This is a genomic window from Pseudomonas lactucae, from assembly GCF_016937615.1.
Taxonomy (GTDB): Bacteria; Pseudomonadota; Gammaproteobacteria; order Pseudomonadales; family Pseudomonadaceae; genus Aquipseudomonas; species Aquipseudomonas lactucae.
Genome location: NZ_JAFHKI010000132.1, coordinates 39,713 through 60,809 on the forward strand (window position 1 = coordinate 39,713; position 21,097 = coordinate 60,809).

Consider the following 21,097-nt stretch of genomic DNA (forward strand, 5'->3'; position numbering starts at 1 on the left):
GGCAAGCCCCCTCCCACACTCTTATGTGTGAACCCGGTCAAATGTGGGAGGGGGCTTGCCCCCGATGGCCGCACCTCGTTTTCCAGAAAACCCCCAGGCTGTTACCATTCGCCCCTTGTTTCAATTTTCAGCTTTATCGCCCATTCGAGACCCGCCATGACCACCGTCCGCACGCGCATCGCGCCATCGCCCACTGGGGATCCCCACGTCGGCACTGCCTACATCGCCTTGTTCAACTACTGCTTTGCCAAGCAGCATGGCGGTGAATTCATCCTGCGGATCGAAGACACCGATCAACTGCGCTCCACCCGCGAGTCGGAACAGCAGATTTTCGACGCCCTGCGCTGGTTGGGCATCACCTGGGCCGAAGGCCCGGATGTCGGCGGCCCGCACGGTCCGTATCGCCAGAGCGAGCGCAGCGACATCTATAAGCAGTACACCCAGCAACTGGTCGACATGGGCCATGCGTTCCCGTGCTTCTGCACCGCCGAAGAACTCGATCAGATGCGCGCCGAGCAACAGGCCCGTGGCGAGACCCCGCGCTACGACGGCCGCGCGCTGCTGCTGTCCAAGGAAGAAGTGGCGCGCCGCCTGGCCGCCGGCGAGCCCCATGTGATCCGCATGAAGGTGCCGAACGAAGGCGTGTGCGTGGTGCCCGACATGCTGCGCGGCGACGTCGAAATCCCGTGGGACCGCATGGACATGCAGGTGCTGATGAAGACCGATGGCCTGCCGACGTACTTCCTGGCCAACGTGGTCGACGACCACCTGATGGGTATCACCCACGTGCTGCGCGGTGAAGAGTGGCTGCCGTCGGCGCCCAAGCTGATCCTGCTCTACGAATACTTCGGCTGGGAGCAGCCGCAGCTGTGCTACATGCCGCTGCTGCGTAACCCGGACAAGAGCAAGCTGTCCAAGCGCAAGAACCCGACCTCGGTGACTTTTTACGAGCGCATGGGCTTTATGCCTGAGGCCATGCTCAACTACCTGGGCCGCATGGGCTGGTCGATGCCGGACGAGCGCGAGAAGTTCTCGCTGCAGGAAATGGTCGACAATTTCGACCTTTCCCGTGTTTCGCTGGGCGGGCCGATCTTTGATATCGAAAAGCTGTCGTGGCTCAATGGCCAGTGGCTGCGTGATCTGCCGGTGGAAGAATTCGCCAGCCGCGTGCAGCAGTGGGCGTTGAACCCCGAGTACATGATGAAGATCGCGCCGCTGGTGCAGGGCAGGGTGGAAACGTTCAGCCAGGTCGCACCGTTGGCAAGTTTCTTCTTTGCGGGCGGCGTTAACCCTGATCCGAAGCTGTTCGAGTCCAAGAAGCTCTCGGGCGACCAGGTTCGTCAGTTGATGCAGTTGATCCTGTGGAAGCTTGAAAGCCTGCGCCAGTGGGAGAAGGACGCCATCACCGCGACGATCCAGGCAGTGGTGGAATCCCTGGAGTTGAAGCTGCGCGATGCCATGCCGCTGATGTTTGCCGCGATCACCGGGCAGGCCAGTTCGGTGTCGGTGCTTGATGCGATGGAAATCCTCGGTCCGGACCTCACGCGTTTCCGTCTGCGCCAAGCCCTTGATTTGCTTGGTGGTGTGTCGAAGAAAGAAAACAAAGAGTGGGAAAAGCTGCTGGGCGCTATCGCTTAAGCAGGGCGCTGTAGCGACGAAACCCCGGTTTTCCGGGGTTTCGTCGGTAAGTGATTGTTATCCCGGCAAAAAATTTTGGAAATTGTTGAAAATAAATTTGACACACTTCCAAACGGCCATTAAGATTCGCCCCGTCCTCACCGATGAGGGGCTATAGCTCAGCTGGGAGAGCGCTTGCATGGCATGCAAGAGGTCAACGGTTCGATCCCGTTTAGCTCCACCAATTTACAGGTTCAAGGTCTGGCCACACCGTCCTTGAATCGATCAGGTCTCAGCTCTGATCATGTTGTACAGAAGGTTTTGTCCCCTTCGTCTAGTGGCCTAGGACACCGCCCTTTCACGGCGGTAACAGGGGTTCGAGTCCCCTAGGGGACGCCAGTTTCAACAAGCGGTTCGAAAGGTCTGCTGCGTCGCGAGACGAAAAATCCGGGGCTATAGCTCAGCTGGGAGAGCGCTTGCATGGCATGCAAGAGGTCAACGGTTCGATCCCGTTTAGCTCCACCAATTTACAGGTTCAAGGTTTTGGCCACTCCATCCTTGAATCGACCGTTCTCAGCGCGGTCAGTTGTATAGAAGGTTTGTGTCCCCTTCGTCTAGTGGCCTAGGACACCGCCCTTTCACGGCGGTAACAGGGGTTCGAGTCCCCTAGGGGACGCCACGATTACCCGCTCTGCGGGATTTTTAAGGGTCATTCAATTATTGAATGGCCCTTTTGTTTGTCTGGCGTTTGGCCAATTCCCTTTCAATGCTCTTCCTGTGTTCTGACCAGTGGTCGTGGCGGTCGCTTGCTAAATATTATTATGGTAATAATATCCTACCCATGAAAGTCGGAGGCTTCGATGAGCGATAAAAAAGCACAAACCCGCGAACGCATTCTGCAAGCCGCCAGCGCTGCGTTGATCCAGCGTGGCCCGGCCGAGCCGAGTGTCGGTGAAGTCATGGGCGCGGCGGGGCTGACCGTCGGTGGTTTTTATGCGCACTTTGAAAGCAAGGACGCGCTGATGCTGGAGGCGTTCAGCCAATTGCTGGCGCAACGCCGCGCCTCCATCGACGACATCGACACTCAGCTCACCGGCGAAGAGCGTCGGGCGCTGGTGGCGGCCTTCTATCTGTCGCGCAAACACCGTGACTCCACCACTCAGGCGTGCCCGTTGCCGGCCACAGTGGGCGAAATGGGCCGTTTGCCGGACGCGTTTCGCGAGGTATTGAGCGAGCATGTCGAGTTGATGGTCGCGCAATTGGCCGGCTGCCCGGAAGACACCGACAAGGCCCTGGCAGACATGGCCTTGATGGTGGGTGGCCTGACCCTGGCGCGAGCGTTGGGGCCGGGCGAGTTGTCGGATCGCGTGATACGTGCGGCCAAGTCGGCGGTGCGCTGAAGAGGGGGAGCATCATGGGCGCCTTCACCTGGATTCGTGGTTTCAATGGCACCGTTGGCCGCCTGGCACCGCGCATGGTTGCCGGCAGGATGCGTCGCACCTTCATGACCCCGCGCGACCTGCCGCCACGTGACTGGGAACTGCCGTTGTTGGCGCAATCGGAGCGCATCACCTTGCGCTTCGGTTTGTCGGCCCTGCGCTGGGGCCAGGGGCCGACGGTGTTGCTGATGCATGGTTGGGAAGGGCGCGACCCAGTTTTCCAGCTTGATCACGGCATTGGTCGACACCGGCTATTCGGTGATTGCACTGGACGGTCCCGCCCACGGTCGTTCGCCGGGGCGTGAAGCCCATGTATTGCTGTTTGCCCGCGCGATGCTGGAAGCGGCGGCCGAATTGCCACCGCTGCACGCGGTGATTGGTCATTCCATGGGCGGTGCCAGTGCAATGCTCGCGGTGCAACTGGGCTTGCGTACCGGGGCGTTGGTCAGTATTGCCGCACCGTCACGTTTTCTTGATGTCCTGCGCGGCTTCACCCAGATGGTCGGCTTGCCGCCACGGGCGCGTTCGGCGTTTATCCAGGAGGTTGAGCACACGTTCGGCATGCCGCTCAAGCACCTGGATGTGGCCCACTATCAGATGAACCTTCCCGGCCTGATCGTGCATGCCGAAGACGATACCTTCGTGCCCGTCAAGGCCTCTCAAGCCATTCACGATGCCTGGTTCGACAGTCGCCTGCTGCGCCTGGAGCAGGGCGGTCACCAGAAAGTGCTGGCCGACACGCGGGTGATCGACGGCGTGCTGGCGCTGTTGGCGGGCTGCGGTTTACAGGAGCGCAAGAGCGCCTGATACACTGCCCGGCCGACATTAATCGACTGGGAGCAAGGCATGGGCTGGGACTTGGCAACGCCGTTTATCATTGACCTGCAGGTTTTCCCTGAAGACATCGACGGCCTGGGGCACGCCAATAACGCGGTGTACGTCTCCTGGCTCGAGCGCTGCGCCTGGCGCCACTCCCAGCGGCTGGGGCTGGACCTTACCGAATACCGCCGCCTGGATCGAGCCATGGCCGTGGTACGCCATGAGATCGACTACCTGGCCGCCGGCTATGAAGGCGACGAGCTGCAACTGGCCACCTGGATTGTCGATTGGGATCAGCGCCTGAAAATGACCCGCCGGTTTCAACTGGTACGTCCGTGCGACGGCGCAACCCTGCTGCGCGCGCAAACCACTTTCGTATGCATCGAACTCTCCAGCGGCAAGCCCAAGCGCATGCCGGCCGAGTTTATCGAAGGCTATGGCCCCGCCCTGACAGGGGGTTAACGGTTGGCGTAGGAAACCCAGTAAACTGCGCCACGATTTTTGTTGAGTGTTTCCCATGCAAATTGCTTTGGCACCCATGGAGGGGTTGGTCGACAACATCCTGCGTGACGTGTTGACCCGCGTGGGCGGTATTGACTGGTGCGTGACCGAGTTCATTCGCGTCAACGACCGCCTGCTCACCCCTGCCTATTTCCACAAACTCGCTCCGGAGTTGCTGCACGGTGCGCATACCGCTGCCGGCGTGCCCCTGCGTGTGCAATTGCTCGGTTCCGACCCGGTGTGCCTGGCCGAGAACGCTGCCTTGGCCTGCGAGTTGGGCTCGCAAGTGATCGACCTGAACTTCGGCTGCCCGGCCAAGACCGTCAACAAGTCCCGTGGCGGTGCGGTGCTGCTCAAGGAGCCGGAGCTGCTCAACCAGATCGTCGAGCATGTGCGTCGCGCCGTGCCGGCCCATATTCCGGTAACCGCCAAGATGCGCCTGGGCTTCGACAGCCCGGACGGTGCGTTGGTGTGCGCCACGGCCCTGGCCGAAGGCGGTGCGGCGCATATCGTGGTGCATGCGCGCACCAAGACCGATGGCTACAAGCCGCCGGCCCACTGGGAATGGATCCCGCGTGTGCAGGACGTGGTCAAGGTGCCGGTGTTCGCCAATGGTGACATCTGGAGTGTCGAAGACTGGAAGCGTTGTCGCGAAATCAGTGGTGCCGAAGACATCATGCTTGGTCGCGGCCTGGTGGCGCGCCCGGACCTGGCGCGGCAGATTGCTGCGGCACGTGCGGGTGAGGAGGTGGTGGAAATGACCTGGGCGCAAATGCAGCCCATGCTCCAGGATTTCTGGACCCAGTCCGTCGCTCAATTGACCGAAAAGCAAGCGCCGGGCCGCTTGAAGCAGTGGCTGGCGATGCTGACGCGCAATTATCCGCAGGCGGTGGAACTGTTCACGATGATGCGTCGCGAGACGGATTTGCAGCAGGTCAGTCGTCTGCTGGGGATGGCCCATCCGGTCGCCGCCTGAGCGGTTGAGGGTGACCGTCACTCGGCACCCCCCCCTGTGGCCTGAAGCACCTCATCTGAAAAGAGCGCCCTTGGCGCTCTTTTTTTTGCGCGCGCGAATTAGCACAAAAATTCGGCCGGCGGGCACTTGAATGTTATCGATCAATTGCTTGTCCGCAGTTTATTAGCGCGTGTGACGGTTCTTCAGCTTTATCCGCGGCTTGCTGCAAGGTCTTAGGGCGAGTGTCCATGGGGCAAAGTCTGATAATGCCTTTTGGTTTCCTTATATGAATGACGATTTCAGGAACTCGATAGCCTAACTTTCCACGAACATAGCGACTGTGAAGCGTTGTTGTCTCCAGTTGGTCAAAACATTTCTCTTTTATGATCCTTTATTGGATTCAGGTTTATGAACTAAGGAATTTGCTAATGTCTGTATCGTTTAATAATCGGCCACACGTGAATGTTGAACAGTTTTCGCTGGGGAATAAGTCTGTAGCGCCAGCAAAAAGCACCGGTAATTCTAATGTGCAGTCCAGCGGTATAGTCACCAGCCAGGCGGGGGTGCGTGATGAAAAACTTCCGGTTCTCAACAATCAAGTCATGGTGCCTGGTGCTGCGTTCACTAAGTTATTCGACATGCTTGAACAGATTTTCAGCGCCATGCGCGAAATGTTCATGGGGCCGAAAACTGCGCCTGTCATAGTGCCGGAGTCGAACAAGTCAGTGGTGACACCGGATGCACATCAGCATTCCGGGAAGCCGGATGCAAACAAACTCGAAGTGAAGCTACAGCCCAGTGTTCCCGTGCCTGCGAAGTCAGAGTCGCCGATACAGAACCTGAAGGTTGGCCTGTCGCAAGGGCCAAAACCCGAGATCATCGTAACCCATGATGCTAAGTCGAATATGCATGTGAACGTCAGTGTGGGTCATTGTCATTGCCCTGAGTCTGCGGACAGTGACGCGAAGTCGAAGATGCGGCTGGATAATAAGGCCCGCATACAGGTGGGCCCCGATGTGAACGCTGAGGACAAGGTCGAGGTCAAGGCAGAGGTGACGCCCGGTGTGACGCCTGACACCAAGCCTCAACCAATGCCCACTGTTATACCGGATGCCACGCCGAAGCCATCGCCCGATGTGCCTGACCAGGAGCTGACCAGCCCGGCCCCTGCCGAAGTCCAACTTAACTCTAGAAACTGGCGGTTAAACGTACGCAACTCGTACAGATCCTGAGTTAACTTTCCGGCTTTAATTTTTAAAGTTGTGCAGGTGCCTTCACGCATATAAAGCATCGCGAAAGCGCCTGCCTATGGGGGACGCATGTCTGTTCTTTCAGTGAAAAATATTGTTCGTGTCACAGATGTTGGGCCGGTAATGGGGGGTGGTTCACTTAATACCCGTAATGAACCTTATGCTCGGCATATACCGGTACATAAGGAATATGGGCGTGGTATTTGTGCCTGTTCAGATGCTGTGCAAGTAAAAACAAAAGAAGAGGAAAATGAAGCGCAAGCACTCATGTTGATGCAGGCTTCATTGAACTCTTTTTTTACCCGGTTTTTTAATTTGCTGGCAAAGCAAAACAATAAAGTTCCCGATGAAAAAGCTGTGCTGCCCAAGATCATCCCGTCAGTTCTGCCTCGGCGCGTAGTGCCCACCCCCGACCGCTCGAGGGATATTCCTCGCCTGTCCAGCAAACGCAACGGTGCCAAGGCGGACAATATCTGGAGCGGATTTCGCCAGGGGCCTGATGGTAACTGCGTGACGGTGTCGGCCATCAAGGCGGCGATGCATCGATTTGGTCAGAGCCCTATGGATATCTACAAAGAGGTCAAGCGCGTTGACGGAGGGTATTGGGTCACCATGCGTGACGACTTCCAACTCACCCTCACTGACCGTGAACTGGCTGAAGGCGTCCGCGGTTCGCGGTTTGTCGGGCAAGACAAAGGCATGCTCAAGGATGCGCATTTTCTGTTTGCAGTCAGTGCCAAGCGCGCGCAGATGGAGAACAACGATGGTACGGCGAGAAGGAGTTTCCAGGCGGCCATTCGCAGTTTGAACAATGGCGAGGATGAACGCGGGCCGGGGGAAGGATTCAAGCGGCTGGGGCTGAAGGCACACATGAAGCGTGTGTCCGTACGCGATCTTGCGCGCGGGCAGGTGGGGATGTGCAACCGCACCGGCATTCGGTGGCGGTCATCAATGGCCGTGAAGAAATGTGGGGGCGCAAGGGCGCGCCTCCCACCTTCGGTGACGCGGTAGCGTTGATGTGAGCATGGACGAGCGCGATAAAACGTAAGTGTGGCCAGGACGCGGTTCCAACCGGACCGTCGCCTCTGGTTGCTTGTTGGTCAATTTTTTCAGGTAATCAGGAAACCAGTCGATGAGTATCTCAGTGTGCGCCCCGTCGGTGTTGCCGGTGACAGGTCCGAGCGGCTTGTTTTCGGAGGTAGGGGAAAAACGCAAGCAGGTTTCCCCGTTGTTCGATATCGCCCAGAGGCGTTTTGGCGAGCACTTCGACGTCAGCACTCATGGCGCCGTGATCAAGATGATGATGATGATACTGGGCGCCACGCCGGCGGACATGTTCAATCAAGTCACGCCTTCCGGTTGGGGCTATGGCGTGACGATGAAGGACGAATTCAAGGTCCATGTCAGCCATGACGAGCTGAGGCAAGTCACGCAGGCGTCGAGGTTCAGTGGTCATGACGCCGAAGCCGTCAAGGCGGCCAATTTTGCGCTGGCTGTCTTTGTAAAACGCAAACAGGCCGTGGGCGGGTACGCCAGTTTTGACCAGGCCCTGGCAAAAAGCCTGCAAGGCGAAACCACCCTCAGGTGTTTGCAGGGCATGGGTGTGCAGGGCCTTACCCAATACGTTACGCCGAGCGAGATGGTGGCTGAGGGCGTGGTGGCGGTGGTGGATAGCCATAGCCTGGGCAGCAGCCTGGTAGTGAATGGGGTCGCGCATCACTATGCCGACCGGCGCACGGTTGGCAATCGCTACGGCTATCGCTTGTTCCCTGATAAGTCGCGATACGAGCCGCCTGCGCACAAGGCACCCGTGAAGCCAAAGCCCAAGGATATCTGGGGAGGCTTTTACCAGGGGTACCAGGGTAATTGCGTGACGGTTTCGGCGATCAAGGCGGCCATGATGCGGTTCGGGCAAAGTCCGGCTGACATTTACCGAGCGGTGACAGCCACTCCCGCAGGTTATGAGGTGGTCATGCGGGATGGCTTCACCCTGACGCTCACTCGGGAAGAGCTGGATAAGGCCAGACAAGGCTCTCACTTGCGCGGCAGCGCCCCGGCACTGTTGGAGGATGCCAATTTCCTGTACGCCGTGAGTGCCAAGCGTGCCCAGTTGGACAACAACGACTTTCGGGCCGGGGAAAGTTTCGAGGCCGCCATGGGCACCCTGAACGATGGTGAATACCCGGGGCAAGCCTTGCGCCGGCTGGGGCTGTTGGGCTACCTGAGGGAAAGCAATGTGACCGAACTGGCCAATGGCGCCATCGGTACCTTGGCCGATAACGACCATTCGGTCGCGGTCATCGAGGGCGCTCTCGATTATTACGGATCGAAGTACAGCCTGCGCTCGTCATCGCCTTGGATGAATCGGGGGTTCAGGGCCCTCAAGCTCATTTAACCCAACAACCGCCTGAACCCCTCGATCGGCAACGGCCGGCTATGCAGATAGCCCTGGAACAAATGGCACCCCAGCTGTTGCAGGAACGCCAGTTGTTCCAGGGTCTCCACGCCTTCGGCGATCACCTCCAGGTTGAGGCTGCGGGCCATGGCCACGATGGCACGGATGATTTCGGCGTCGTTGGGGTCGTGGGTTGCGTCGCGTACAAACGACTGGTCGATCTTCAGCGCATCCACCGGCAGGCGCTTGAGGTAGGTCAGCGACGAGTAGCCGGTGCCGAAGTCATCCATGGCAAAGCTCACGCCGAGTTTTTTCAGGCGGCGCATCTTGCTGATGGTGTCATCCAGGTTCTGAATCACGATGCCTTCGGTGATTTCCAGTTTCAGCAGGCTATAGGGCAGTGAGTGCTGGTTGAGGCTGTGCTCCACCTTTTCCACGAAGTCATTCTGACGAAACTGGCGGGGGCTGATGTTGACGCACAGGCTGAAATTCAGCGGGTCGACTTTGCCTTCCTTGATCAGTTGTTCGAAGGCGGCGCACGCCTCGTCGAGGATCCAGGTGCCCACTTCGAGGATCAGGCCGCTGTCTTCCAGCACCTTGATGAATTCGGACGGTGATTGCGCGCCCAACTCCGGGTGTTGCCAGCGCACCAGCGCTTCGGCACCGATGATCTTGTTGCCGCGCGCATCCACCTGGGGTTGGTAATGCACGCTGAACTCGCCTCGCGACAGGGCCAGGCGCAGGTCGGTTTCCATGCGCAGGCGTTCGCTGGCGGTTCTTTGCATGCTGTTGTGGAACATTTGCGTGGTATTGCGTCCCGAGTCCTTGGCGCGGTAAAGCGCGATGTCGGCGCGCTTGAGCAGGTCGGCCGGGGTCGAACCATGGTCGGGGATCAGCGCCACGCCGATACTGGGCGTGACCTGCAGGCGCTGGCCGTCGAGGAACATCGGCTCCGAGAGCAATTCGCGCAGGGTGTCGGCCAGTGCCTGCACCTGCTTGCTGACTTGCGTGCGTGAGCCGTCCAGGCCGCTGAGCAGCACCACGAATTCATCCCCGCCCAGGCGCGCCACGGTGTCTTCCATGCGCACACTGGCCTCCAGGCGCGCGGTGACGATCTTCAGTACGGTGTCGCCCACCGGATGGCCGAGGGAATCGTTGATGTGCTTGAAGTGGTCGAGGTCCAGGAACAGCAGCGCACCGCGCAAGTCGTGACGCTTGAGCAAGGCGATCTGCTGGCTCAGGCGGTCCATCAGCAGCGCACGGTTGGGCAGGTTGGTCAGCGGATCGTGGTAGGCCAGGTGGCGGATCTGCGCCTGGGCATTTTTCAACAGGCTCACATCCCGGGCGGTCAGCAGCAGGCACGGGGTTTCGTTGAGGGTGATGGGCTCCACCGACACTTCCACCGCCAGCAAGTCACCGCGCTTGTTGTGCCAAATCATCTCCATGTGATGAATGCGGCCCTTGATCTGCAGCTCGGCCAGCAATGCCGAGCGCTGGTTCTCGTCGGCCCAGATGCCGATCTGGTATAGGGTGAGGCCAATCGCTTCTTCGGCGCGGTAACCGGTCAGGCGACAGAAACCGTCGTTGACCTCTACATAACGGCCGGTCTCGCGCTCGGTGATGGAGATCGCGTCGGGGCTGGAGTGGAAGGCCTTGGCGAATTTCTCTTCGCTGGCCTTCAGGGCGGCCTCCGAACGCTGCTGCTGGGTGATATCACGCAGCGTGGTGACGATGCACGGTTGATCGCCGACCTTGATCAAGCGGCTGGAAATGACGCAGGTCAGGCTCTGACCATTCTTGTGATGCACCACCACGGCCACATTGCTCAACGCCTGGTCACGAATCACCCGCTCGATACGCTGCACGCGCTGGTTCGAGTCGTCCCACAGGCCAATCTGGTCGGCGCTTTTGTCGATCACCTCGGCGGCGGTCCAGCCAAACGTCTGGGTAAACGCCGGGTTGATTTCGACAAAGGCGCCGCTGTCCAGGCCGGTGACGCAGATCGGGTCGGGGCTGGCCTGGAACAGGCTGGCGAATTTCTCTTCGGAGGCACTCAGGCGTTGTTCGCGCTCGACCTGATCGGTGATGTCCAGCAAGGTGCCGGCCATGCGCAGGGGCGCGCCGCGCTCATCGCGGTACAGGCGGGCGCGGCTTTCCAGGTAGCGCGAAGTGCCGTCTTCCATGGGCACGCGGTAGGTCAGTTGATAGTTGCCGGCCGGGCCTTCGCGCAGGGTGCGGTAGGCGCTGCGCATGTTGTCGCGTTCTTCGTCGGGCATGCCCTCGAAGAATGCATCGAAGGATTCATGGAAGGGTTCGGGCGGCAGTCCATGCAGTTGGGCGCGCGCGCCGAGCCATAGAGCATGCCGGTGGGGATGTGCCAGTCCCAGGTGCCCAGTTGGGCGGAGTCCAGGGCCAGATCGAGACGTTCCTGGCTGTCCTTGAGGGCTTGTTCGGCGTTTTTGCGTTCGGTGGTGTCGAGGAAGGTGCTGATCAGGTACGCCTCACCCTCCAGCTCGACCTTCTGCGCGCTGAGGGTGCCATCGTGGATCTGGCCGTTACTGGCGCAAAACTGCACCTCCATGGTGATGGGCTCGCCCTTGCGTTGGGTGGCCTTGACCAGTTGCACGCGCTGTTCGGGGTGGTGCCACAGGCCCAGGTCCAGGGTGGTGCGGCCGATGGCGTCGGCCACCGGCCAGCCGAACAGCATCTCGAAATACTGGTTGGCCTCACTGATCAGACCATCGGACTGGCGCGTCAGCAGGACCATGTTGGGGCACAGATGAAACAGCGTGGCGAAGCGTTTTTCGGAATGGCTGAGGGCGGCTTCACGCTCGCGCTGGTGGGTGATCTCGCGGATCACCCCGATCATGCGCCGCCGGCCGGCCTTGTCCGGCAGCAGGCTGCCATTGATTTCCAGCCAGTGCTGGCTGCCATCCGGCCAGCGGATGCGATGGTGCATGGCCTGCTCGAACGGCTCGCCGGCCAATACTGCGTGGAACGCACGGATCACACGGGCGCGATCCTCCGGCGCCAGCAGATCCAGGTATTCCAGGTCCTTGGGCAACGGCTGCCGGGGGTCAAAGCCAAACAGCGCCTGGGTGCCTCGCGACCAGCTGATTTTTCCGCTGTCGATTTCCCAGTACCAGGCACCCAGCCGGGCGGCATTGAGCGCGGCCAGCAATTGCGGAGCGCTGTCCCAGCTCTGTTCCGCCTCTTGCGGGTCGAGGGCGTAGATGCGGGGCAAGGGTGGCACAGAGTCGACGGGGTTGCGCATTATCAAAGGGCCTTGGCTCGATGGACTGACAGCGCGGGGTACTCATGCCTGAAGCTGCAGCGGCTCATGCCGGTATTCCTGGCAGATCCGTTTGTGCGTCCAGCAGGCTCATGAACGCCCGCGCAGCGTTCGACAGCGTCCTTTCGGTGTGCACGATATAGCCTAGCTGGCGACTGAGTTGTATGCCCGGCAAAGCGATGCTCGCCACCTGATCATCCAGCATGGTGCGTGGCAGCACGCTCCAGGCCAGGCCGATGGACACCATCATCTTGATCGTTTCCAGATAGTTAGTGCTCATCGCGATGTTCGGCGTCAGGCCCTGGGCTTCGAACAGTCGGCTGACAATATGGTGAGTAAAGGTGTTGCCGCCAGGGAAAACCGCCGGATGGCGAGCAATATCCGCCAGGCTGATGGTGCCGTTGCCGGCCAGGCTGTGTTCGAGCGCCACGACGAAATCCAGCGGGTCGTCCCACACCGGGGTGGCGCGCACCAGGTGATGGGGATCGGGCGCCAGGGTGATCACCGCCACTTCGGCGCGGCCATGCAGGATTTCTTCGTAGGCCACTTCCGAGTCGAGAAACTGAATATCCAGCGCGACGTTCGGGTATTCCCGAGTGAAGGTGCGCAGCACCGGCGGCAGGCGGTGCAGGCCGATGTGATGGCTGGTGGCCAAGGTGAGGCGGCCGCTGACTTCGCCGGTGAGGTTGGTGAGCGCGCGACGGGTGTCGTCCAGCACGTTGAGAATCTGATAAGCGCGCGGCAGCAGGGCCCGGCCGGCTTCGGTCAGGCCGACTTCGCGACCCAGGCGGTCGAACAGGCGCACCTTGAGTTGTTGCTCAAGCCCGGCAATGCGTTTGCTGACGGCCGGTTGGGTCAGGTGCAAGCGCTCGCCCGCCCCGGAGAAGCTGCCGGTCTCGGCGATGGCGATAAAGGCATTGAGGTTGGCCAGGTCCATGGTGGTATTCCAGTTGGTAATCCAAAGCATAAAAAATATGAATTTGAGTTATTTAATGTAGCGCCATACCATCAGCCTCACAAGCCAAAGGGTTATTGAAAAGCCCGGCGCATGAAACACCGCTGATGAGGACCGACTGATGGCCGGCAAAACGCTTTACGACAAGCTTTGGGATTCCCATGAAGTGAAACGGCGCGATGATGGGTCGTCGCTGATCTACATCGACCGTCACATCATCCATGAAGTGACCTCGCCCCAAGCGTTCGAAGGCCTGCGACTGGCCGGGCGCAAGCCTTGGCGCGTCGACTCGATCATCGCCACCCCGGACCACAACGTCCCGACCACCCCGGAGCGCAAGGGCGGCATCGACGCTATTGTCGACACCGTATCGCGTTTGCAGGTGCAGACCCTCGACGATTACTGCGATGAATATGGCATCACCGAATTCAAGATGAATGACGTGCGTCAAGGCATAGTGCACGTGATCGGCCCGGAGCAGGGCGCCACTTTGCCGGGCATGACCGTGGTCTGCGGCGACTCGCACACCTCCACCCACGGAGCCTTTGGCGCCCTGGCCCATGGCATCGGCACGTCCGAGGTGGAACATGTGTTCGCCACCCAGTGCCTGGTCGCCAAGAAGATGAAGAACATGTTGGTCCGCGTCGAAGGCACTTTGCCGTTCGGCGTGACCGCCAAGGACATCGTCCTCGCCGTGATCGGCAAGATCGGCACCGCCGGCGGTAACGGCCACGCCATCGAATTCGCCGGCAGCGCCATTCGCGATTTGTCCATCGAAGGCCGCATGACCATCTGCAACATGTCCATCGAAGCCGGTGCGCGTGTGGGCATGGTAGCGGCGGATGAGAAAACCGTTGAATACGTCAAAGGTCGCCCATTCGCGCCAAGCGGCGCCGATTGGGACGCTGCGGTCGAAGCCTGGAAAGACCTGGTGTCCGACGCCGACGCAGTGTTCGATACCGTGGTCGAGCTCGACGCCGCGCAGATCAAGCCGCAAGTCAGCTGGGGCACCTCGCCGGAAATGGTCCTGGCCGTCGACCAGAATGTGCCGGACCCGGCCCGCGAGGCCGACCTGGTCAAGCGCGGTTCCATCGAGCGCGCGTTGAAGTACATGGGCTTGAAAGCCAACCAGGCGATCACCGACATCCAGTTGGACCGCGTATTCATCGGCTCCTGCACCAACTCGCGGATCGAAGACCTGCGCGCCGCGGCGGTGATCGCCAAGGGCCGCAAAGTCGCCTCGACCATCAAGCAAGCCATCGTGGTGCCGGGCTCGGGCCTGGTCAAAGCGCAAGCCGAAGCCGAAGGCCTGGACAAGATCTTCCTCGAGGCCGGTTTTGAATGGCGCGAGCCGGGCTGCTCGATGTGCCTGGCGATGAACCCGGACCGTTTGGAGTCGGGCGAGCATTGCGCGTCCACCTCCAACCGTAACTTCGAAGGGCGCCAGGGCGCCGGCGGGCGGACCCACCTGGTCAGCCCGGCCATGGCCGCCGCCGCTGCCGTCAACGGTCGTTTCATCGACGTTCGCGAATTGATCTGAGGAATACCCGATGAAAGCTTTTACCCAACACACAGGTCTTGTCGCGCCGTTGGACCGTGCCAACGTGGACACCGACCAGATCATCCCCAAGCAGTTCTTGAAGTCGATCAAGCGCACCGGTTTCGGCCCTAACCTGTTCGACGAATGGCGCTACCTGGATGTGGGCTACGCCTACCAGGACAACGCCAAGCGCCCGCTGAACAAGGACTTCGTGCTCAACGCCGAACGTTATCAGGGCGCCAGTGTATTGCTGGCCCGGGAAAACTTCGGTTGCGGTTCCAGCCGTGAACATGCGCCCTGGGCCCTGGAAGAGTATGGCTTTCGCAGCATCATTGCGCCGAGCTACGCCGACATCTTCTTCAACAACAGCTTCAAGAACGGCCTGTTGCCGATCATCTTGACCGACGCAGAAGTCGACGAGCTGTTCAAGCAGGTTGAAGCCGAGGTGGGCTACCAACTGACCGTGGATCTGGCCGCGCAAACCGTGACCCGCCCGGACGGCAAGGTGTACCACTTTGAAGTGGATGCGTTCCGTAAGCACTGCCTGATCAACGGTTTGGATGATATCGGCCTGACCCTCCAGGATGGCGATGCGATTGCGGCGTTTGAAGCCAAACACCGGGCGAGTCAGCCTTGGTTGTTTCGCGACGCCTGATTTGCTGTAGGCAGGACTGCCGCCATCGGGAGCAAGCCCCCCCCCACATTTTGATTCGTGAATGCAGTCAAAGGTGGGAGGGGGCTTGCCCCCGATAGGGCCAGTGTTAACAACACACCACCCAAGGAGAGCCACCATGACCACCACCGCCCACACCCAAGTCGTGCAAAAACAATTCGGCGAGCAGGCTGCGGCCTACCTGAGCAGTGCCGTGCACGCCCAAGGCACCGAATTCGCGCTGCTCCAGGCCGAACTGGCCGGGCAGGGCAGCGCACGCCTGCTGGACCTGGGCTGCGGCGCCGGTCATGTCAGCTTTCATGTGGCACCATTGGTTAAAGAGGTAGTGGCCTACGACCTGTCCCAGCAGATGCTCGACGTGGTCGCCGCTGCTGCGCAAGAGCGTGGTTTGACCAATATCAGCACCGTAAACGGCGCCGCCGAACGCCTGCCGTTCGCCGATGGCGAATTCGACTTCGTGTTCAGCCGCTACTCGGCCCACCATTGGAGCGACCTCGGCCTGGCCCTGCGTGAAGTGCGCCGCGTGCTCAAGCCCGGCGGCGTGGTGGCCTTCGTGGATGTGTTGTCACCGGGCAGCCCGCTGTTGGACACTTACCTGCAAACCGTCGAAGTGCTGCGCGACACCAGCCACGTGCGCGATTACTCCGCCGCCGAGTGGATGCGCCAGCTCAGCGAAGCCGGCTTGCATGTACGTAACAGCAGCCGTCAGCGTCTGCGCCTGGAATACACCTCGTGGGTCGAGCGCATGCGCACGCCCCAGGCCTTGCGCGCGGCAATCCTTGAACTGCAGCAGGCGATGGGGCAGGAAGTGCGCGATTACTATGAAATTCAAGCCGACGGCACCTTCAGCACTGACGTGCTGGTGGTGTGGGCCGAACGCTGATCAATTTTCCGACCTGCCCCCGGGCAGGTCGCTCGATGAAATGAGGAACCCATGAGCAAGCAGATTCTGATTCTCCCAGGCGACGGTATTGGTCCGGAAATCATGGCCGAAGCGGTCAAGGTCCTGACACTGGCCAACAGCAAATACAGCCTGGGCTTCGAGCTGAGCCACGACGTGATCGGCGGCGCGGCCATCGACAAGCACGGTGTGCCCCTGGCCGACGAGACCCTGGAGCGCGCCCGTGCCGCCGATGCTGTGCTGCTCGGCGCGGTGGGTGGCCCGAAATGGGACAAGATCGAGCGTGACATCCGCCCTGAACGCGGCCTGCTGAAAATCCGCGCGCAACTGGGCCTGTTCGGCAACCTGCGCCCGGCAATCCTCTACCCGCAACTGGCCGAGGCGTCGAGCCTCAAGCCGGAAGTGGTCGCGGGGCTGGACATCCTCATCGTGCGTGAGCTGACCGGCGGTATCTATTTCGGCTCGCCACGCGGTGTGCGTGAGCTTGCCAATGGTGAGCGCCAGGCCTACGACACCCTGCCGTACAGCGAGAGCGAAATCCGCCGTATCGCCCGTGTCGGCTTCGACATGGCCCGCGTGCGTGGCAAGAAGGTCTGCTCGGTCGACAAGGCCAACGTCCTGGCTTCCAGCCAACTGTGGCGTGAAATCGTCGAAGAAGTGGCCAAGGACTACCCGGACGTCGAGCTGAGCCACATGTACGTCGATAACGCCGCCATGCAACTGGTGCGCGCGCCCAAGCAGTTCGACGTGATCGTCACCGATAACCTGTTCGGCGACATCCTGTCCGACCAGGCGTCGATGCTCACCGGTTCCATCGGCATGCTGCCGTCGGCGTCCCTGGACACCAACAACAAGGGCATGTACGAGCCGTGCCACGGTTCGGCGCCGGACATCGCGGGCCAGGGCATTGCCAACCCGTTGGCGACCATCTTGTCGGTGTCGATGATGTTGCGTTACAGCTTCAACCTGTCCGATGCTGCGGATGCCATCGAGAAGGCCGTGAGCCTGGTGCTGGACCAGGGCCTGCGCACCGGCGACATCTGGTCGCAGGGTTGCACCAGGGTGGGTACGCAAGAAATGGGCGACGCAGTAGTCGCCGCGCTGCGGAATCTGTAATCTCTCGGGCCCGCTGGCAGTTGTTGCTGCCAGGCGGCCCACTTTTTAACAAGGTGTAGTTGCGATGAAACGTGTAGGTCTGATCGGTTGGCGCGGTATGGTCGGTTCCGTGCTCATGCAGCGGATGCTGGAAGAGCAGGATTTCGATCTTATTGAGCCGGTGTTTTTCACCACGTCGAACGTGGGTGGTCAAGGGCCGTCCGTGGGCAAGGATATTGCCCCGCTCAAGGATGCCTACAGCATTGACGAGCTGAAAACCCTCGACGTGATCCTGACCTGCCAGGGCGGCGACTACACCAGCGAAGTGTTCCCCAAGCTGCGCGAAGCCGGCTGGCAGGGTTACTGGATCGACGCCGCCTCGAGCCTGCGCATGCAGGATGACGCTGTGATCATCCTCGACCCGGTCAACCGCAAGGTCATCGACCAGCAACTGGACGCCGGCACCAAGAACTACGTCGGCGGCAACTGCACCGTCAGCCTGATGCTGATGGGCCTGGGTGGCCTGTTCGAAGCCGGCCTGGTCGAATGGATGAGCGCCATGACCTATCAGGCGGCGTCCGGCGCGCGCGCAGAACATGCGCGAACTGATCAAGCAAATGGGGGCCACTCATGCGGCCGTCGCCGATCAACTGGCCGATCCGGCCAGCGCGATCCTCGACATCGATCGCCGTGTGGCCGAAGCCATGCGCAGCGATGCCTACCCGACCGAAAACTTCGGCGTGCCCTTGGCCGGCAGCTTGATCCCGTGGATCGACAAAGAGCTGCCGAACGGCCAGAGCCGCGAAGAGTGGAAGGCCCAGGCCGAGACCAACAAGATCCTCGGTCGCTTCAAGAGCCCGATCCCGGTTGACGGCATCTGCGTGCGCATCGGCGCCATGCGCTGCCACAGCCAGGCGCTGACCATCAAACTGAACAAAGATGTGCCGATCGCCGATATCGAAGGGCTGATCAGCCAGCACAACCCGTGGGTCAAGCTGGTGCCGAACAACCGTGATATCAGCATGCAGGAGCTGAGCCCGACCAAGGTCACCGGCACCCTGAATGTACCGGTGGGGCGTCTGCGCAAGCTGAACATGGGCAGCCAGTTCCTCGGCGCGTTCACCGTGGGCGACCAGTTGCTGTGGGGCGCGGCTGAACCGCTGCGTCGCATGTTGCGGATTCTGCTGGAGCGTTGATTGCTTGAGGCACTATGAGAAACCCGCGTTCTGGTGACAGGCGCGGGTTTTTTGTTGTGCTTTCGGGCCCCCGATAGCGCCTTCAGCCACCCCACAAGCCCCAGGTTAATTGCCTCACCCCCAGCCACCCGGTAAAGTGCCGCTCCCCCGTAATGCCCGAGGCAGACCCATGACCCAGACCTTTGAAATCGCTGTGATCGGCGCCACCGGCACGGTTGGCGAAACCCTGGTGCAGATTCTCGAAGAGCTGGATTTCCCGGTGGGCACCCTGTACCTGCTGGCGGGCAGCAACTCCGCCGGCGCATCGGTGCCGTTTCGCGGCAAGAATGTGCGGGTCAGGGAAGTCGATGAGTTCGACTTCAGCAAGGCGCAACTGGCGTTCTTCGCTGCGGGCCCTGCGGTAACCCTGAGTTTTGCGCCACGGGCCACGGCGGCGGGTTGTTCGGTGATCGATTTGTCCGGCGCGTTGCCCGCCGACCAGGCGCTACAAGTGGTGCCGGAAGCCAATGCGCATGTCCTTGACGGTCTGAAAAAACCGTTCCAGCTCGGCAGCCCAAGCCCGTCCGCGACCAACCTGGCGGTGGTGCTGGCGCCGTTGCGCGGTTTGCTGGAGATTCAGCGGGTCAGCGTGACCGCGAACCTCGCAGTGTCGGCCCAGGGTCGCGAAGCGGTCGGTGAACTGGCCCGCCAGACTGCCGAGCTGTTGAACGTGCGTCCGCTGGAGCCACAGTTCTTCGATCGGCAGATGGCTTTCAACCTGCTGGCACAAGTCGCACGCCAGATGCCCAGGGTCATACAGACTTGGAGAAACGTCTGATACACGAACTGCGTGCCGTGTTGGACACTCCTTTGCTAAAGATTTCAGCAACATGCGTTCAAGCTCCGGTGTTTTTTGGCGATAGCCTGACTGTGTCGTTGCAATTGGACGCACCGGTCGACCTGGCCGCCGTCAACCGCGTACTCGATGCCGCGCCCGGCATAGAGCTTGTAGAGGCGGGGGATTACCCAACGGCGGTGGGCGATGCGGTGGGCCAGGATGTGGTCTATGTCGGCCGGGTGCGTGCCGGCGTGGATGACCCGGCGGAACTAAATCTGTGGCTGACGTCAGATAACGTACGCAAAGGCTCGGCGCTTAACGCCGTGCAACTGGCGCAGTTGTTGATAAAACGCCTTGTGTAAAAGATACTTGGCGGCAATTTGTAGATTGATTCTAACCAGGCGCTATGCTTGGCCCCAAGCAGGAACAGTTGCGTGTCGGTGACCTATCGGCTCGCCATGCCTTATGGCAAGCGGTTACCAACCTTCTCGCAGGCCGGGGAGTGTTCAGACAAAGGATGAGGCTATGGTTCAAGTTCGCAAACTGGTGTTAGCAATAGCGGCCGCCTCGGCGCTGTCCTCCGGTATGGCGCAGGCGCTTCAACTGGGGGAAATGACCCTCAAGTCGAAGTTGAACCAGCCGTTGTCGGTGGAAATCGAATTGCTCGATGTCGGCGGCCTCAGCGCTGCCGAGATCACCCCCAGCCTGGCCTCATCCCAGGCGTTTGTGGATGCAGGTGTGGATCGCCAGGCATTTCTCAATGACTTGACGTTTACCCCGGTCATCAACCCCAACGGTCGCAGCGTGGTGCGTGTCACCTCCAGCAAGCCGCTGCCCGATTCCTACGTGCGCTTCCTGCTGCAGGTGCAGTGGCCCAATGGCCGTCTGATGCGTGACTACAGCGTGTTGCTCGACCCGGCCAAGTTCGACCAGCCGGCCCCGACCACCGCTGCGTCCGCCCCACGCCTGAGCGCGCCCGCGACGAGCACCACGGCCCAGCACACCACCACCGCCCATGACACCCTGTGGGAAATTGCCGAAAAACACCGCAATGGCGGCTCGGTGCAGCAAACCATGTTGGCTATCCAGGCGCTGAACCCTGGTGCGTTTGCCGGCGGCAATATCAACCGCCTCAAGACCGGCCAGGTGCTGCGCCTGCCGGATACCGTACAGAGCACCGCACTGCCGCAACCCCAGGCGATTGCCGAAGTGCGCGCGCAAAACGAGGCCTGGCGCCAGGGGCGTCGCTCCGCCAACAGCCAGACGGCGGGCAAGCAGCAATTGGACGCCACCAAGCGTACCCAGGCGGGTGACGCGCCGGCGAGCACCAATGCCAAGGACAACTTGAGCCTGGTCTCGGCCGAGGCGGCCAAGAAGGGCGGTAAAGGCAAGGCGGGTGACAGCCAGGTTTTGAGCGACAAACTGGCAATGACCCAGGAACAGCTGGACACCACCCGTCGTGACAACGAAGAACTCAAGAGCCGCGCGGCAGATTTGCAAAGCCAGTTGGACAAGCTGCAAAAGCTGATTCAACTGAAGAACGATCAGCTGGCGCGTTTGCAGGCAGAAAAAGCCGACCCGGCAGCGCAGGCCACGGCGGCGATGCCCGCGCAGTTGGCCGCCGATCCGGCGGCACCCCGGCAGCCCCCGCT

The 21,097-nt window shown here is 60.7% G+C and carries 12 protein-coding genes, 4 tRNA genes and 5 pseudogenes; 19 read left to right on the top strand and 2 right to left on the bottom strand.

Annotated features, from left to right (window positions below; all coding sequences use genetic code 11):
• Positions 1–156: 156 nt before the first annotated feature.
• From gltX to JWR98_RS22520, 12 genes and pseudogenes are all read left to right on the top strand, one after another.
• A complete protein-coding gene (gene gltX, locus JWR98_RS22465; protein WP_078733937.1) occupies positions 157–1,638 on the top strand; it encodes a glutamate--tRNA ligase in 1,482 nt (493 codons plus the stop codon).
• A gap of 147 nt (positions 1,639–1,785) precedes the next feature.
• Positions 1,786–1,861, top strand: a tRNA-Ala gene (locus JWR98_RS22470).
• Positions 1,862–1,940: 79 nt separating this feature from the next.
• Positions 1,941–2,016, top strand: a tRNA-Glu gene (locus JWR98_RS22475).
• Positions 2,017–2,066: 50 nt separating this feature from the next.
• Positions 2,067–2,142: transfer RNA gene (locus JWR98_RS22480), tRNA-Ala, on the top strand.
• Positions 2,143–2,220: 78 nt separating this feature from the next.
• Positions 2,221–2,296 (top strand) — tRNA-Glu (locus JWR98_RS22485).
• A 181-nt stretch (positions 2,297–2,477) separates the two neighbouring features.
• Positions 2,478–3,017, top strand: a complete 540-nt coding sequence (locus JWR98_RS22490) for a TetR/AcrR family transcriptional regulator (protein WP_078733936.1) — start codon at positions 2,478–2,480, stop codon at positions 3,015–3,017.
• Positions 3,018–3,031: 14 nt separating this feature from the next.
• Positions 3,032–3,863 (top strand): annotated as a pseudogene (locus JWR98_RS22495) (alpha/beta hydrolase).
• Positions 3,864–3,902: 39 nt separating this feature from the next.
• Entirely contained in the window at positions 3,903–4,337 is a 435-nt protein-coding gene (locus JWR98_RS22500) for an acyl-CoA thioesterase (protein WP_003175108.1), read from the top strand.
• 55 nt (positions 4,338–4,392) lie between these two features.
• Positions 4,393–5,352 carry a tRNA dihydrouridine synthase gene (locus JWR98_RS22505; protein WP_205491233.1) on the top strand — a complete coding sequence of 320 codons (960 nt, stop codon included), beginning with the start codon at positions 4,393–4,395 and terminating at the stop codon, positions 5,350–5,352.
• 407 nt (positions 5,353–5,759) lie between these two features.
• Positions 5,760–6,563 carry a hypothetical protein gene (locus JWR98_RS22510; protein ID WP_078733933.1) on the top strand — a complete coding sequence of 268 codons (804 nt, stop codon included), beginning with the start codon at positions 5,760–5,762 and terminating at the stop codon, positions 6,561–6,563.
• A gap of 285 nt (positions 6,564–6,848) precedes the next feature.
• Positions 6,849–7,603 (top strand): annotated as a pseudogene (locus JWR98_RS22515) (hypothetical protein).
• Between the two features lie 110 nt (positions 7,604–7,713).
• A complete protein-coding gene (locus JWR98_RS22520) occupies positions 7,714–8,976 on the top strand; it encodes a hypothetical protein (RefSeq protein ID WP_205491234.1) in 1,263 nt (420 codons plus the stop codon).
• Here the strand turns inward: JWR98_RS22520 and JWR98_RS22525 are convergent.
• Both JWR98_RS22525 and JWR98_RS22530 read right to left on the bottom strand, forming a co-directional pair.
• Positions 8,973–12,250, bottom strand: a pseudogene (locus JWR98_RS22525) (PAS domain S-box protein). The gene JWR98_RS22520 and the pseudogene JWR98_RS22525 sit on opposite strands and share 4 nt — an antisense overlap.
• 64 nt (positions 12,251–12,314) lie before the next feature.
• Positions 12,315–13,205, bottom strand: a complete 891-nt coding sequence (locus JWR98_RS22530) for a LysR family transcriptional regulator (protein ID WP_078733930.1) — start codon at positions 13,203–13,205, stop codon at positions 12,315–12,317.
• A gap of 139 nt (positions 13,206–13,344) precedes the next feature.
• On the opposite strand from JWR98_RS22530, the gene leuC reads away from it, so the two are divergent.
• The 7 genes and pseudogenes from leuC to JWR98_RS22565 all read left to right on the top strand — a co-directional run.
• Entirely contained in the window at positions 13,345–14,763 is a 1,419-nt protein-coding gene (leuC, locus tag JWR98_RS22535; protein WP_003175100.1) for a 3-isopropylmalate dehydratase large subunit, read from the top strand.
• Positions 14,764–14,773: 10 nt separating this feature from the next.
• Positions 14,774–15,418 carry a 3-isopropylmalate dehydratase small subunit gene (gene leuD, locus JWR98_RS22540; RefSeq protein WP_078733929.1) on the top strand — a complete coding sequence of 215 codons (645 nt, stop codon included), beginning with the start codon at positions 14,774–14,776 and terminating at the stop codon, positions 15,416–15,418.
• Positions 15,419–15,554: 136 nt separating this feature from the next.
• Positions 15,555–16,319, top strand: a complete 765-nt coding sequence (locus JWR98_RS22545) for a class I SAM-dependent methyltransferase (protein WP_078733928.1) — start codon at positions 15,555–15,557, stop codon at positions 16,317–16,319.
• Between the two features lie 51 nt (positions 16,320–16,370).
• The gene (gene leuB / locus JWR98_RS22550; RefSeq protein WP_078733927.1) at positions 16,371–17,453 is read left to right on the top strand and encodes a 3-isopropylmalate dehydrogenase; all 1,083 of its coding nucleotides are present in this window, start codon (positions 16,371–16,373) and stop codon (positions 17,451–17,453) included.
• 64 nt (positions 17,454–17,517) lie between these two features.
• A pseudogene (asd, locus tag JWR98_RS22555) lies at positions 17,518–18,628 on the top strand (aspartate-semialdehyde dehydrogenase).
• Positions 18,629–18,797: 169 nt separating this feature from the next.
• A pseudogene (locus tag JWR98_RS22560) lies at positions 18,798–19,807 on the top strand (aspartate-semialdehyde dehydrogenase).
• 163 nt (positions 19,808–19,970) lie between these two features.
• Positions 19,971–21,097: type IV pilus assembly protein FimV (locus tag JWR98_RS22565; protein WP_279654208.1), on the top strand; the 1,127-nt coding region annotated here is incomplete at its 3' end.